The sequence below is a fragment of the Burkholderia sp. MSMB1078WGS genome (assembly GCF_001528895.1).
Taxonomy (GTDB): Bacteria; Pseudomonadota; Gammaproteobacteria; order Burkholderiales; family Burkholderiaceae; genus Burkholderia.
Genome location: NZ_LPDI01000114.1, coordinates 71,696 through 85,910 on the forward strand (window position 1 = coordinate 71,696; position 14,215 = coordinate 85,910).

The following is a 14,215-nucleotide window of genomic DNA, read 5'->3' on the forward strand; positions in this document are numbered from 1 at the left end:
TATGGCGAAATTTTCCGAGACGACGACCTTTCCGGTCATTTTGTCGACCGCAAATGTAAGCGATTACATCAAGCAATGAACGGACTCCGGTCACCGCGTATCGCCGTCGTCGGCAGCGTCAACATCGATCTCGTCACGCGCACGCCGCGCCTGCCGGTGCCGGGCGAGACGCTGCTCGGTACGACGTTCGAGACCGTTCACGGCGGCAAGGGCGCGAACCAGGCGGTCGCGGCCGCGCGCCTCGGCGCATCGGTCGCGATGATCGGCTGCGTCGGCGACGACGCGTTCGGTACGCGCCTGCACGGCGCGCTGGCGGCAGAGCGCATCGACGTGACGCACCTGCACCGGATCGGCGGCACGACGACCGGCGTCGCGACGATCACGGTCGACGACGGCGGCGCGAACAGCATCGTCGTCGTGCCCGGCGCGAATGCGTGCGTCGACGCCGACCGGATCGACGCGGCGCGTGACGCGATCGTCGGAGCCGCGCTGCTCGTGTGCCAGCTCGAAATACCGGTCGCCAGCGTGGCGCGCGCGATTGCCTGCGCCAGCGCGCACCACACGCCGGTGTTGCTCAATCCCGCACCCGCGCAGCCGCTCTTCGATGCGCTGCTGGCGCGGGTCGACTATCTCGTCGTCAACGAAACCGAGGCCGAGTCGCTGACCGGCATCGCCGTGGGCGACGATGCATCGGCCGCGCGCGCCGCCGATGCGCTGTGCGCGAAAGGCGTCGGCAACGTGCTGGTCACGCTCGGCGCGCGCGGCGTCTGCTGGCGCGGTAGCGCAGGAAGCGGCCGTCATCGTGCGATGGCGGTGGTGGCCGTCGATACGACCGCGGCCGGCGACACGTTCGTCGGCGGGTTCGCGGCCGCGCGGGCCGGCGGCGCGTCGATGGACGACGCGATCGGCTTCGGCCAGCGTGCGGCCGCGATCAGCGTCACGCGTCACGGCGCGCAGACGTCGATTCCGACGCTCGACGAAGTAAACCGTATGGATACCTGAATTCCGCACACGACGGAACGGCCGAACCCGGCCGAGACAGTGACATGGAGACAATCGACATGAACGACAACCAACCTGTTCCGCACGCGCCGCCACGGATTCGGCGCGGTCAACGCATCGCGCTCGCGCTGTTGATGGCGAGCGGGATCGTCAACTATCTCGATCGCGGCACGCTGGCCGTCGCGAGTTCGGCGATCCGCGGCGATCTCGGCCTGTCGCTCGCGCAGATGGGGCTGCTGCTGTCGGCATTCTCATGGAGCTATGCGCTGTGCCAGTTTCCGGTCGGCGGGCTGGTCGACCGCATCGGCCCGCGCCGGCTGCTCGGCATCGGGCTGATCGTCTGGTCGTTCGCGCAGGCGGCCGGCGGCATCGTGTCCACTTTCGGCTGGTTCATCGTCGCGCGCATCGTGCTCGGCATCGGCGAGGCGCCGCAATTCCCGTCGGCCGCGCGCGTGGTGAGCAACTGGTTTCCGCTGCGCGCGCGCGGCACGCCGACGGGCATTTTCAATGCCGCGTCGCCTCTCGGTACCGCGCTTGCGCCGCTGCTGCTGTCGGTGCTCGTTGCGTCGTTCCACTGGCGCTGGGCGTTCATCGTGACCGGGGCACTCGGCCTCGTTGTCGCCGTCGTGTGGTTCGCGCTGTATCGCGATCCGGTGCGCGCGCAACTGTCCGCCGCCGAGCGCGGTTACCTCGATGCCGATGCGCAAAGCGTCGTCGCGGCGCCGAAGCTGACCTTCGCAGACTGGCGCAGCCTGTTCTCGCACGGCACGACGTGGGGGATGCTGATCGGCTTCTTCGGATCCGTGTACCTGAACTGGGTCTACCTGACCTGGTTGCCCGGTTACCTGACGATGGAGCGGCACATGAGCCTGATCCGCACGGGGTTTGCCGCATCGGTGCCGTTCCTGTGCGGGTTCGTAGGTTCGCTGGCCGCCGGCTGGCTGTCGGATTTCGTCACGCGCCGCAGCCGGTCGCCGGTCGTGAGCCGGCGCAATGCGGTGGTGGCCGCGATGCTCGGGATGGTCGCGTTCACGATTCCGGCCGCGCTCGTGCAGAGCAATACGGTTGCGCTCGCATGCATTTCGGTGGTGATCTTTCTCGCCAACGCGGCGTCGGCGTGCTCGTGGGCGCTCGCGACGGCGGCCGCGCCGCCGAGCCGCATCGCGTCGCTCGGCGCCATCCAGAATTTCGGCGGCTTCATCGGCGGCGCGCTTGCCCCGATCCTGACCGGCGTCATTGCGCAGAAGTGGTCGTTCGTGCCCGCGCTGCTCACCGCGGCGGCGATCGCGTTCGCCGGCGCGATGGCCTACCTGCTGCTCGTGCGCAAGCCGATTCCCGAACAGGCCACGAACGCCGCACCCGGACCGTTGCCGGCGTAACCGTTCAGCCTGCATTCGCATTCACTGAAGGAAGGAGAAACCGATGCAACACTCGCAGCAATCGAACGTGACCGTCGAGGGGATCGTGCCGGTGATGCTGACGCCGTTCGACGACGCCGGCTCGATCGACTACGCGGGGCTCGAGCGGCTCATCGAATGGTATCTGGCGCACGGCTCGGATGCGTTGTTCGCGGTCGCGCAATCGAGCGAGATGCAATTCCTGAGCCTGGCCGAACGCGCGGAACTCGCGCGCTTCGTGGTCGAGCGGGTGGCCGGGCGCGTACCGGTCGTCGCGTCGGGTCATATCAGCGACGATATCGACGCGCAGGTCGTCGAACTGTGCGCGGCGGCCGAATCGGGCGCGCAGGGCGTCGTGCTCGTGACCAATCGTCTCGATCCGCAACGCAAGGGCAGCGCCGCGTTGCTCGATCATCTTCACAGGCTGCTCGCGCGACTGCCGTCGGATCTCCCGCTCGGCCTGTACGAATGCCCGGCGCCTTACCGGCGGCTTTTGTCGGATGACGAGCTGCGCGCGTGCATCGACACCGGCCGGTTCGTGATGCTCAAGGATGTGAGTTGCGATCTCGCCACGGTGAGGCGGCGCGTCGCGCTTGCCGCGGGGTCGCCGCTGAAGATCCTGAACGCGAACGCCGCGATTGCGTGGGATGCGATGAAGGCCGGGTCCGCCGGTTTCAACGGTGTGTTCACGAACTTCCATCCCGATCTCTATCGGTGGCTGCGTACGCGAGGCGAGTCGAATCCGGCGCTCGCCGACGAACTGTCGACGTTCCTGGTCGTCTCGGCGGTATCGGAGGCGCTGGGCTACCCGGCGCTCGCGAAGCTCTATCACCAGCGGATCGGCACGTTCGGATCGATCAAATGCCGTGCGATCGACTACGACGTGCGCGAACGCTTCTGGGCGCTCGACGCTGTGCTCGACAAGATCGTGGCCGGCACCGAACATTTCCGCCGGCGGATCGCTGCGTCGTGACGGAGGACGCGCGCCGCGCCGCGCCGGCAGCGCGGTGCGGCGCGTGATCGCATCGCGTACCGTGCGTGCGGCCGGCTCACTGATTACCTGCTGAAACAATCCACGTTGCGCGATGCATGCGATTGCGGCGAAATCGTCGCAGCTCCTGATCCGTCGATGGCGGCAACACGTGCCGCCGCTCTCCGGCCATCACTCGGCGGCCATTCGCTACGTCACGAACTCTAACCGCCCGCGATTCGCGAGCGCGGTGCCGACGCTCGTCCGACCATCCTGCCGCGCGTCGCATTGACGATGTCTGACGGACCGTCGACATGTTCTCGCATACGGCGAGAAAAGCGCACAAATCTGCGCAATTCCGCGGTCATTCGTCATAGCGGTTCGTAATACCATGCCGCGGAGTGATCTTTACCGACGAACCGCTGAAGCCGCATTCGCCCATGCAACACGTGACGACAAGCCAGCCGCCGATCCTGACGGCGCCGGTTGATGCCATGCTGCACGCCGTGATCGACGAGGTCGTCCATCGGAGCGTGTCGGAGGCGACGACGCGCAGCGGCTACATGCGCTGCGCCGACTATGCGATCGTCGGCGCACAGGTGCTGACGCTGCTGACCGGGAAGCCTTATCGGCCGTTCGCGGGCGGCGAGGTGATGGACTTCGGCGGCGGCAACCTGTATGCGCTATGCACGACGCGCGCGCGGCGCCGCACCGCGCGGCATCTGTCGCAGCTCGCGCGGTATCACTGCTGGGTCGAAGCGCGCCACGACGACGTGGGCGGGCGCACACGCAAGGAGATCGTCGACTTCACGCTGCGCCACGACGAGACCGTTGCGAACCAGCTGGGCATGCCGTTCACCCGTGCCTACCAGGCTTATTTCTGGGGCTGGGAAGACGAGCACACGGTGCCTGCCGAGTTGCACGACCATCCGGTATTCGCAAAACAGGGCCCGGTGTGGCGCTGGGCCGAGCGCGAATGCACGTCGCTGCTGCGCGCGTACGAGCACGAACGCCCCGGCTATTTCGGGCGTCAGGTATCGCGTGCAATCGATTTGTTTGCCGACCGCGTCGAAGGTCTCGGCTGACGCGTGCCTGTTTCAAGGACGACTGCGGGCCGGTTGCCGGCCGCGACGATGCGAAGCCGGCGGGCGCTGGCGCGCTGCCGGGCATGAACGATGTCTCAGGGCCACGCGCACCGCGCGACCCGCTCACTTCCTGGACAGCGTGCCGCTACTGTTCGCACCGCCAAACAATCGCGTCAGGTATTGCGAATGAGTGTTCATCCGGGTCATCAGGGTGTTGAGTGCGGTGAACTGCGCCTGATACTGCCTGGTCAGTTGCGCGGCATAGTCGGACAGATCCGACTGCTGTTGCGCGACACGTTTCAGATCGGCGCTCAGTGCGGTCGTGCGCACGTCGATCATCCCGTTCTTCTTCGTGAACTGCGTGATCTGATCGGCCAGGCGCGTGCCGATCCCGTTCTCCGGATTGAACAGGTGCGCGACCCCGGACGGGTTGGCGGACAGCGCGCTGTCGAGCTTCGCGCCGTCGACGTTCAGCGTGCCGTCCCGCTCGAGCTTGATGCCGATCGACAACAGGTTCGCGTGTCCGTTGCCCTTCTCGGCGGCGCCGCCGCTGTCCACCCCGCGCGCGACGATCGACGCCAGCGCGTTGCGGATCGTGTTCAGCGTCGAATCGCCGATCAGCGCGCCCTGCGAGCTTGCGCCTGGCGTGTAGCTCGACAGCGCGCCCATCGTCTTGACGACCGTGTTGTACAGACTCACGAAATTCGCGATCGTCGCGGCCTGCGACTTCGTGTCGGTGCCGATCGTCAGCGTCTGCGTATCGGTTGCGCCGACCGCGGCCGCCGACAGGTTCAGCGTGATGCCGGTCAGCACGCCCGACACGGCGTTGCTCGCGCTGGTCGATGCGATCCCGTTGAGCGTGAACTTCGCGTCCTGCGCGACGGCGCTCTGCCGCCAGGCGGCCGCGCCGTTCGCCGAATCGATCGTCGATGCGCCGCCGGACGGGGCGACCGTCGACGTGACGCCGAGATTCGACAGGCCGCCGTCGTTGGACACGTTGCCGACCGCGACGCTGATCGCGTTCGCCGCGCCCGTCTTCGACGACGCGAGCACGAGGTGCGCACCGTCCGTGCCGTTGATGACCGTCGCACTGATTCCCGGGTTGCCGGCCGCGCCGTTGATTGCCGCCGCGATGCCCGCCAGCGTGTTGTTGGCGCTGCCGATTTCGACCTTGAACGACTGGCTGCCGAGCGACAGCGTCAGCGTGCCGGTGCCGAGCGCCTTGCTGCCGTTGAAGCCGGCGGACGACAGCGCCTGCGCGGTCGCGATCTGCGTGACGCCGACGGTGTAGGTGCCGGCGACCGCGCCCGCGCCGGCCGTCGCGGTCAGGCCCTTGCCGCTCGCGACGGCGTTGAACGTCGACTGCAGTGCGCCATTCTTCAGCGGCGTCAGGCCTGCCTCCAGCGCGCCGAGTGCCGACGACAACGCGCCGAATGCAGAGATCCGCGTGTTGCCGGTCGTTTGCGAAGCGGCAAGCGCCGCGGCGCGCCCGGCCGTCTTCGCGTTCACGAGCGTCTTGACGAGCGAGCCGACGTCCATCGCCGGATTGCCGGTCGAGCCGTTGATGATCGATTGCGCCGCCTGTTGCATCAGGCTGTTCGCGTTCGCGCCGCTGTTGACGGGCGTGGTCGTTGGCATGGGTGAACTCCGGTTGAAAGACGATTCAGTGGCGAACGGCGGTCGAGCCGGCCCGCGGCGATCGGGGTGGTCGCGTGGCGATTCGCGTGCATCCCGCTTTCTCGTATGGCGCGGGGCGTGGATCGCGGAAGTGTCGGGAAAACGGACGAACGAATCGGTGCGCTATCGTATTCTTAAATCGGTATTGGTTAGTAATTTGTTGTAGTGATTCCTGGGGAAAGCGTGGTTGGGTGATGGAAATGTGTGATGTTTCCTATTCGTGCATGATATTTGTTGTATTTGTTAAAGGATTTTCGGTAGAGAGAAAAGTGCGGAAGCGTAAAGATTCGATGACATGCCTTTCGTTGATTTCTCTAAATGGCAGGCGGATGGGCAGCGTGAAGACGGACGCGTTTCGATCGAAAAGTCCATTTCGACGCCATGTTCATGACTCGAAAAATGATACTGAGTGGCGCGGATAAAGAGGGTGAGTAACCAGAAAGATTGTATCGGGGCGTTACGTGCTGATGGGTGCTGGTGAGTAAATGGCGCAATGTGCCAATTCGATGATGCGTTTTGATTCGATTCAAAAATATCAACTGATTCCCGTAACGTAAAGAAACGAACACCTTTCGCGTTGCCGAAACAGGGAGGCCGGTGGCTTGCATGGCCGCCCAGGCGTCGGATAACGGATCGGCGTTCCTTGATTGTCAACTAATTTGAGACGGCGAATCATATTTAGACGGATTGATGATTTGTGGCAGGACAGTAGACTGCACCCGTGCTTCGCCAGAACCGATCCGGAGCTCGCCGCCACTCGCGGCGTGACCGGACGGATGCTTCGGCGGCAGGCCACGTGGCTTGCCGTCCGATTGCGCGAAGAGTGGTCCGTGCCGGCATGGCGTGCCGATTGGGCGCGCCGCGGCACCGGATGCATCAAACCGTCAATTCAAGGGTGATTGCTATGCGTTACGTTTCGCTGGAGTCGAAGAAGGACGAGCTGCTGCTGGCGGCTCGCGTACTGATGATGATTCTGTTCGTGCTGTTCGGCTGGCAGAAGCTGAACGGTTTCTCGGGCACGGTCGCGTATATGGCGTCGACGGGGAACCCGGCGCCCGAGCTGGCGGCCGCGATCGCGGTGGCGGTCGAACTGGTGGGCGGCGTGCTGATCGCGATCGGCTTCTATACGCGTCCGCTCGCACTGGTGTTCGCCGCCTATACGCTCGCGACCGCGCTGATCGGCCATCGCTACTGGGCGCTGCAGGGGATGGAGCAGTACATGGCGATGATCAACTTCTACAAGAACGTGAGCATCATCGGCGGGCTGTTGTTGCTCGCGTTGATCGGGCCGGGGCGGTATTCCGTTGACCGGAAGTAACGCGGGACGGCGTTTCCGTTCGGTATCGGGAGCCCGGTGCGCGCACGCGTGCCGGGTTTTGTTTTTTGCGGGTGCCGGTGCGTGTGCCGAAGCACGGTGCGCGACGCACCCGTTCGCGGCCGGAATCCGCGTCGCGGATCACGCACTGCGCGAAGCCGTCGGTCGGCGCGAAATGGACGACGAACGGGGCGAAGAACGGAGGTCGATCCGGTTCCCGACCGGATGCGAGCCGTTCATGTCATCCAATAGGGCCGATAATCCATACGTTTCCGTGATTCATCGCCACCATGTCAAACCAATCCCCGGTACGCAAAACCATCCTCCTCATCGGCGCCTCCGGCCTGCTGGGCCGCGCGGTCGCCGCGTCTTTGTTCCGCGAACCGTCGCTGACGCTGCTCGCCACCATCCGGAACCCGCAAACCGCCGGCGCGAAGCTGCTCGCATTGCCATCCGCAAACATCGCCGAACTCGATGTTCTCGACCAGCCGTCGCTCGAGCGCGTTTTTGAAATCCACCGGCCCGCAGTGGTGATTCTCTGCGCCGCCGAACGCCGCCCCGACGTCTGCGAACGCGACCCGGCCGCGGCCCGCGCAATCAACGTCACCGCACCGGCCCGCATCGGTGCGCTCGCCGCGCGATATGGCGCATGGACGCTCGGCATCTCGACCGACTACGTCTTCGACGGCCGGGCCGCCCCCTACCGCGAAGACGCCATCCCGAATCCGCTGAACATCTACGGCCGCACCAAGCTGGAGGGGGAGGCCGCGCTCCTCGCCGCGTCGCCACTGTCGTGCGTGCTGCGCCTGCCGTTGCTCTTCGGCCCGATCGCCGACTGGAGCGAATCGGCCGTCACGAGCCTCGTGCCGGCCGTCGTCGCGTCGGCGCGACCGGGCGCCGATGCGGTCGGCATGGACGCCTGGGCGATTCGTTACCCGACCTATACGCCCGACGTCGCGCAGGTCATCCGCGACCTGACGCTGCGTCATCTCGCGGGTGAAACCGTCACGGGCATTCGACACTGGTCGAGCGAGGAGCCGATGACGAAGTACGAGATCGCGCAGCGCATCGCCGGCGCGCTCGGCATCGCCGCGTCGCTCGTGCCGATCGATCAGCCGACCGACGCGACGCCGCGCCCGTACGACTGCCATCTGGACGCCGCGCGCGTGCGCGCGCTCGGGATCGATTACGCGACGCCGTTCGATACTGCGCTGCGAACCGTGCTGCGCGATGCGCCGCAGTCGCCGTAGGATCGACACCCTGCGCGGCTCGCGGCGCCTCGCCGAGATCGACGTGCCCGTTCGCCGAGGATCGTACAGCCGCTTGCCGCCCGCTCGGGAGCCAGGCCATGCTCGACAGCGCCGCGCGCTTCGTGCTGCAGGCGGGCGCCGTCGCGCGCGGCGATGTCGCGGCGTTCGTGACGCAAGCCGCGCCGGCGCGGCGGAAGTCCATCGAGATCACGGAGCCGGTCGTCGCGCGCTCGATGCATTTTCGATTCTCGCAGCCGTTCACGAGGCTCGAAGTGATTGCGAAGGCGGCACCGAAATCGCCCGCCACGGCGACGACGCGATCGTCACGCCTCACGACGACTGCACGATCGTGCAGTTGTCGATGCGCCACCTCGACGAGAACGTCGCGATGAGGCGGCTTGGGGGGATGCAGCCATCCGTCCCGGACGAACCGGCGGACATCGACGCGTGCGTGAAACGCAAACGACATGACCCACCTGGCGATCGAATTCCGAATTTGTCTAGTCATCCTTGAAATTTGGCCTGCCGAATTGCACCAAACATGTGCTGAAATTCCCTGCAACGATGCACGTCAGAACCCTTTAATTAGGGGATTTCCCGCGTTTTCCGTGTTTTTATTGATCGCTGCTTGTCTCGCTGTTTTTCTTCTTGCATGCTTGTATAGACAAATTCCTGAGGCGGCTTGCTGGCACCGAAGGGATGGCGAACTTCAACGCAAGGAGAAACCTCGTGAACGGCAAGCGCATCAAATGGGCAATCAGGACGATCGGCGTCATCGCGGCTGCGGCGGCAACGCTTGCCGCACCGGTGCAGGCAAAGGAATGGAAGACGGTGACGGTCGCGCTAGAAGGCGGCTACGCGCCGTGGAACCTCACGCTGCCGGGCGGCAAGCTGGGCGGTTTCGAACCGGAACTGCTCGCCAACGTGTGCGAGCGCATCAAGGTGCAGTGCAACATGGTCGCGCAGGACTGGGACGGGATGATTCCCGGCTTGCAGGCCGGCAAGTTCGATATCCTGATGGATGCGATTTCCATCACGCCGGAGCGCGAAAAGATTCTGCTCTTCTCGCGACCGTATGCGGCGACGCCGGCGACGTTCGCCGTCACCGATACGAAGATCCTGCCGAAGGCGGCGCCCGGCGCGCCGATCGTCAAGCTGACGGGTGACGCCAACGCGGACAAGCCCACCGTCGACACGCTGCGCAAGCAATTGAAGGGCAAGACGATCGGTATCCAGTCGGGCACCGTCTATACGAAATTCATCAACGACAGCTTCAAGGACATCGCGTCGATTCGCGTGTACAAGACGTCGCCGGAACGCGATCTCGATCTGGTCGCCGGGCGCATCGATGCGTCGTTCGACGACGTCACGTACTACGCGGCGAACAACGCGAAGAAGGACAACGCATCGATCGTGCTCGCGGGGCCAAAGCTCGGCGGCCCGATCTGGGGGCCGGGCGAGGGGCTCGCGTTCCGCAAGCAGGATGCCGACCTGAAGACCAAATTCGATACGGCGATCGCCGCGGCGCTTGCGGACGGCACGGTGAAGAAGCTCGCCGACAAGTGGTTCAAGACCGACGTCACGCCGTAAGCGCGCGTTCGGCCGCCGCCGCGTAAGTTCGTCGAACGACGCGCGGCGGCACGCATCCAGCGGTTTCACTCAACGCATGCCGGGAGGCACGCATGGCGATTCTTGAAATGCTCGGCTTCGGTACTGAAGGCTGGGGTGGCGTGCTGCTGCTCGCCGCGCTGATGACGGTCGCGCTGACGCTTGCCGCGCTCGCGGTCGGCGCGGTGATCGGTGCCGCGATCGCGGCCGCGAAGCTGTCGCGCTATCGCACCGCCCGCCTGCTCGGCGATCTGTATACGACGGTATTTCGCGGCGTGCCCGAACTGCTCGTCATCTATCTGTTCTACTTCGGCGGCTCGACGCTCGTGACGACCGTCGGCCAATGGTTCGGCGCGGAAGGGTTCATCGGCGTGCCGCCGTTCGTGATCGGCGCGCTTGCGGTCGGGATGATCTCGGGCGCCTATCAGGCCGAGGTCTATCGCGCGGCGGTGCTCGCCGTATCGAAAGGCGAGCTCGAAGCGGCACGCTCGATCGGCATGCCGCGCGCGATGGTGTTGCGGCGCATCCTGGTTCCGCAGGTGCTGCGCTTCGCGCTGCCCGGTATCGGCAACGTGTGGCAACTGAGCCTGAAGGACTCCGCATTGATCTCGGTCACCGGTCTTGCCGAGTTGCTCCGCACGAGCCAGATCGCCGCCAGTTCGACTCACCAGTACTTCGTATTCTTCGTCGCGGGCGGTGCGTTGTATCTGCTGATGACGGGCTTGTCGAACCGCGTGTTCAACCGGGCGGAAGCGATCGTCGGCCGGTCGTTCCGCCGCAATTTCGCGCGCAACTGACGGAGAACGGGCATGTCCATCGATTTCGATTTTCTCGTCGATACGCTGCGCCAGCTGCTCGCGGCCGTGCCGACCACGCTCGGCCTGTTCTTCGCCTCGCTCGTGCTCGGCGGCCTGCTGTCGCTCGTGATCGTCACGATGCGCGTGTCGCCGCACTGGCTGCCGAACCGCTTCGCGCGCGCCTACATCCTCGTGTTTCGCGGCTCGCCGCTGCTGATCCAGATGTTCCTCGTGTATTACGGGCTCGGCCAGTTCGGCGTGATCCGCGAGAGCTTCATGTGGCCGGTGCTGCGCGAGCCGTACGTATGCGCGGTGCTGTCGCTTGCGCTGTGCACCGCCGGCTACACGGCCGAAATCCTGCGCGGCGGGTTGATGGCCGTACCAGTCGGGCAGATCGAGGCCGGGTATTCCATCGGCCTGTCGGGCTTCTCGCTGCTGCGGCGCGTGATTGGCCCGATCGCGCTGCGCCAGTGCCTGCCGGCGTACTCGACCGAGGCCGTGCTGCTCGTCAAGTCGACCGCGCTCGCGAGCCTCGTCACGGTGTGGGAGGTGACGGGCGTGGCGCAGCAGATCATTCAGCAAACCTATCGGACGACCGAGGTGTTCGTCTGCGCGGCCATCATCTATCTGTGCCTGAACTTCATCGTCGTGCGCCTGCTCGGCGCGCTCGAATGGCGACTCTCCGCGCACCTGCGTGCGCCGAAGCCGTCCGGTGCGCCCGCCGCGGCGACGCCCAATCCCCGGCGCGCCGCATCCTGAGCGTCCCCGTCCTTTCAGAGAGAATCCGATGAACACCCCTGCTCCCGTTGCGCTGTCGGTCAGAAACATCCACAAGTCGTTCGGCGATCATCATGTGTTGAAGGGCATTTCGCTCGACGCGCACGAGGGTGACGTCATCTCGATCCTCGGCGCGAGCGGCTCGGGCAAGAGCACGTTCCTGCGCTGCCTGAACCTGCTCGAGACGCCCGACGACGGCTCCGTCGCGCTCGCGGGCGAAGCGCTGGCGATGAAGCGCGCGCGCGACGGCAAGCTGCATCCGAGCGACCGGCGCCAGGTCGACCGGATCCGCTCGCAGCTCGGGATGGTGTTTCAGAACTTCAACCTGTGGTCCCACATGACGGTGCTCGACAACCTCGTCGAGGGGCCGCTGCGCGTGCAGAAGCGCAGTCGCGCGGAGGCGGTGGAGGAAGCCGAGGCGCTGCTCGCACGCGTCGGTCTCGCGGACAAGCGCGGCCACTATCCCGCGCACCTGTCGGGCGGCCAGCAGCAACGGGTCGCCATTGCCCGCGCGCTGGCGATGCATCCGAAGGTGATGCTGTTCGACGAACCGACGTCGGCGCTCGACCCCGAGCTGGTCGGCGAGGTGCTGCGCGTGATGCGCTCGCTGGCGGAGGAGGGGCGCACGATGCTGGTCGTCACGCATGAAATGGGTTTTGCGCGCCACGTGTCGAACCGCGTGATGTTCCTGCATCAGGGCGAGGTCGATACGGACGGGACGCCCGACGAAGTGTTCGGCGGGCAGACCTCCGAGCGCTTCCGGCAATTCGTGTCGAGCCACCACGACCGCACCGCGAACTGAGGCTGCCATGACCGTATTCCGTGCGGCGCAGCCGCTCGACTGGCGACAGGTTGCGGCCGTGGCGGCCGGCGAGCCGCTGGCGTTGGCCGACGATGCGCGCGCGCGCGTCGCCGCCGCTCGCGAACTCGTCGACGAGATCGTCGCGCGCGGGATTCGCGCATACGGCGTCAATACCGGCGTCGGCGCGCTATGCGACGTGATCGTGTCGCCGGCACAGCAGAGCATGCTGTCGCACAACATCCTGATGAGCCACGCGGTGGGCGTCGGCATGCCGCTCGGCGCAGCCGAAACGCGCGCGATCATCGCGGCCGCGATCAACAACTATGCGCACGGGCATTCGGGCGTCCGCGCCGACGTCGTCGAACAGCTCGTCGCGCTGCTCGAGCACGATTGCCTCCCCGAAGTGCCGGCGCACGGCTCGGTCGGGTATCTGACCCACATGGCGCACGTGGCACTCGTGTGCGTCGGGCACGGCCATGCGCGCCATCGCGGCGAACGCGTGCGCGGCGACGAGGCGCTGCGGCGCATCGGCCGCGAACCGCTGGTCCTCGGCGCGAAGGAAGGGTTGAGCCTGGTCAACGGGACGCCGTGCGTCACGGGGCTGGCGGCGTTGGCGCTGGCCCGCGCCGAGCGGTTGCTCGACTGGGCCGACTGGATCGCGGCGATGAGCTTCGAGAACCTGGGCGGGCAACTCGCCGCATTCGATCCCGCTTCGCTCGCGTTGCGGATTTCGCCCGGTATCGGGCAGGTCGGCGCGCGTTTGCGTGCGCTGCTGGCGGACAGCGGCATGCTTGCCGCGGCGAGCGGCCGGCATACGCAGGATCCGCTCAGCCTGCGCACGATTCCGCACGTGCACGGCGCGGCGCGCGACGTGTTCGACGTCACGGCAGAGGTGGTCGATCGCGAACTCGCGTCCGTCACCGACAATCCGATCGTTGCCGGCACGCGAGAGGCGCCGGCCGTGCATTCGCAGGCGCATGCGGTGGGCGCGGGCATCGCGCTCGCGATGGACAGCCTCGCGGCGGCGATGGCCCAGGTCGCGGCGATCGCCGAGCGGCGTCTCGACCGGCTCGTGAATCCGCTCGTCAGCGGGCTGCCGGCGTTCCTTGCCGCGCCGGGAGGCAGTTGTTCGGGTTTCATGATCGCGCAGTACACGGCGGTCGCGCTGGTCGCGCAGAATCAGCGGCTTGCCGCGCCGGCGAGCCTCGACGGCGGCATCACGTCGGGGCTGCAGGAAGATCACCTGTGCCATGCGACGCCGGCCGCGCTGAAGGCGCTCGACATCATCGAGAATACGACGCGCGTGCTCGCGATCGAGCTGCTGGCCGCCGCGCAGGCGTACGACCTGCAGCCGGACGAAACGGGGCGGGCCGCACCGACCGACGCGCTGTGGCGGCACGTGCGCGCACGCGTGCCGGCGTATCACGACGACCGGCCGCTCGCGGACGATATCGCGATCGCGGCCGGCATCGTCGCCGGTGTGCCGCCGCCGTTGCAGTGACGACGGTCGAGGACGGGCCGATCACCCAACATTC

13 protein-coding genes are annotated in these 14,215 nt (G+C 66.3%); 12 read left to right on the forward strand and 1 reads right to left on the reverse strand.

Going from position 1 to position 14,215, the window contains the following annotated elements; translation table 11 throughout:
• Positions 1 to 75 precede the first annotated feature (75 nt).
• The 4 genes from rbsK (at position 76) to WT24_RS30900 (ending at position 4,454) form a co-directional block, all read left to right on the forward strand.
• On the forward strand, positions 76 to 1,002 hold the full coding sequence (gene rbsK, locus WT24_RS30885) for a ribokinase (protein WP_059498750.1): 927 nt from the start codon (positions 76 to 78) through the stop codon (positions 1,000 to 1,002).
• A gap of 59 nt (positions 1,003 to 1,061) precedes the next feature.
• On the forward strand, positions 1,062 to 2,381 hold the full coding sequence (locus WT24_RS30890) for an MFS transporter (protein WP_060037026.1): 1,320 nt from the start codon (positions 1,062 to 1,064) through the stop codon (positions 2,379 to 2,381).
• 43 nt (positions 2,382 to 2,424) lie between these two features.
• Complete coding sequence (locus tag WT24_RS30895) at positions 2,425 to 3,372, forward strand: dihydrodipicolinate synthase family protein (RefSeq protein ID WP_059790201.1); 948 nt, start codon at positions 2,425 to 2,427, stop codon at positions 3,370 to 3,372.
• Between the two features lie 437 nt (positions 3,373 to 3,809).
• Positions 3,810 to 4,454, forward strand: coding sequence for a hypothetical protein (locus WT24_RS30900; RefSeq protein ID WP_060037134.1), 645 nt, complete (start codon positions 3,810 to 3,812; stop codon positions 4,452 to 4,454).
• Positions 4,455 to 4,577: 123 nt separating this feature from the next.
• On the opposite strand, the gene fliD is transcribed toward WT24_RS30900, so the two are convergent.
• Positions 4,578 to 6,092: a flagellar filament capping protein FliD gene (gene fliD, locus WT24_RS30905; protein ID WP_060037028.1), complete on the reverse strand. Its 1,515-nt coding sequence runs from the start codon at positions 6,090 to 6,092 to the stop codon at positions 4,578 to 4,580.
• Positions 6,093 to 7,035: 943 nt separating this feature from the next.
• Here fliD and WT24_RS30910 point away from each other — a divergent pair.
• The 8 genes from WT24_RS30910 (at position 7,036) to hutH (ending at position 14,181) form a co-directional block, all read left to right on the forward strand.
• Positions 7,036 to 7,449, forward strand: a complete 414-nt coding sequence (locus tag WT24_RS30910) for a DoxX family protein (RefSeq protein ID WP_059498746.1) — start codon at positions 7,036 to 7,038, stop codon at positions 7,447 to 7,449.
• 287 nt (positions 7,450 to 7,736) lie between these two features.
• Complete coding sequence (locus WT24_RS30915) at positions 7,737 to 8,696, forward strand: SDR family oxidoreductase (protein WP_060037030.1); 960 nt, start codon at positions 7,737 to 7,739, stop codon at positions 8,694 to 8,696.
• 98 nt (positions 8,697 to 8,794) lie between these two features.
• Entirely contained in the window at positions 8,795 to 9,088 is a 294-nt protein-coding gene (locus WT24_RS30920) for a hypothetical protein (RefSeq protein ID WP_060037032.1), read from the forward strand.
• 337 nt (positions 9,089 to 9,425) lie between these two features.
• The gene (locus tag WT24_RS30925; RefSeq protein WP_050016577.1) at positions 9,426 to 10,286 is read left to right on the forward strand and encodes a transporter substrate-binding domain-containing protein; all 861 of its coding nucleotides are present in this window, start codon (positions 9,426 to 9,428) and stop codon (positions 10,284 to 10,286) included.
• Positions 10,287 to 10,378: 92 nt separating this feature from the next.
• Entirely contained in the window at positions 10,379 to 11,101 is a 723-nt protein-coding gene (locus WT24_RS30930) for an ABC transporter permease (RefSeq protein ID WP_059790192.1), read from the forward strand.
• A 12-nt stretch (positions 11,102 to 11,113) separates the two neighbouring features.
• Positions 11,114 to 11,860, forward strand: coding sequence for an ABC transporter permease (locus WT24_RS30935; RefSeq protein WP_034208896.1), 747 nt, complete (start codon positions 11,114 to 11,116; stop codon positions 11,858 to 11,860).
• A 28-nt stretch (positions 11,861 to 11,888) separates the two neighbouring features.
• Entirely contained in the window at positions 11,889 to 12,680 is a 792-nt protein-coding gene (locus WT24_RS30940; RefSeq protein WP_059498742.1) for an ABC transporter ATP-binding protein, read from the forward strand.
• Between the two features lie 7 nt (positions 12,681 to 12,687).
• Entirely contained in the window at positions 12,688 to 14,181 is a 1,494-nt protein-coding gene (gene hutH, locus WT24_RS30945; RefSeq protein ID WP_060037034.1) for a histidine ammonia-lyase, read from the forward strand.
• Positions 14,182 to 14,215 lie beyond the last annotated feature (34 nt).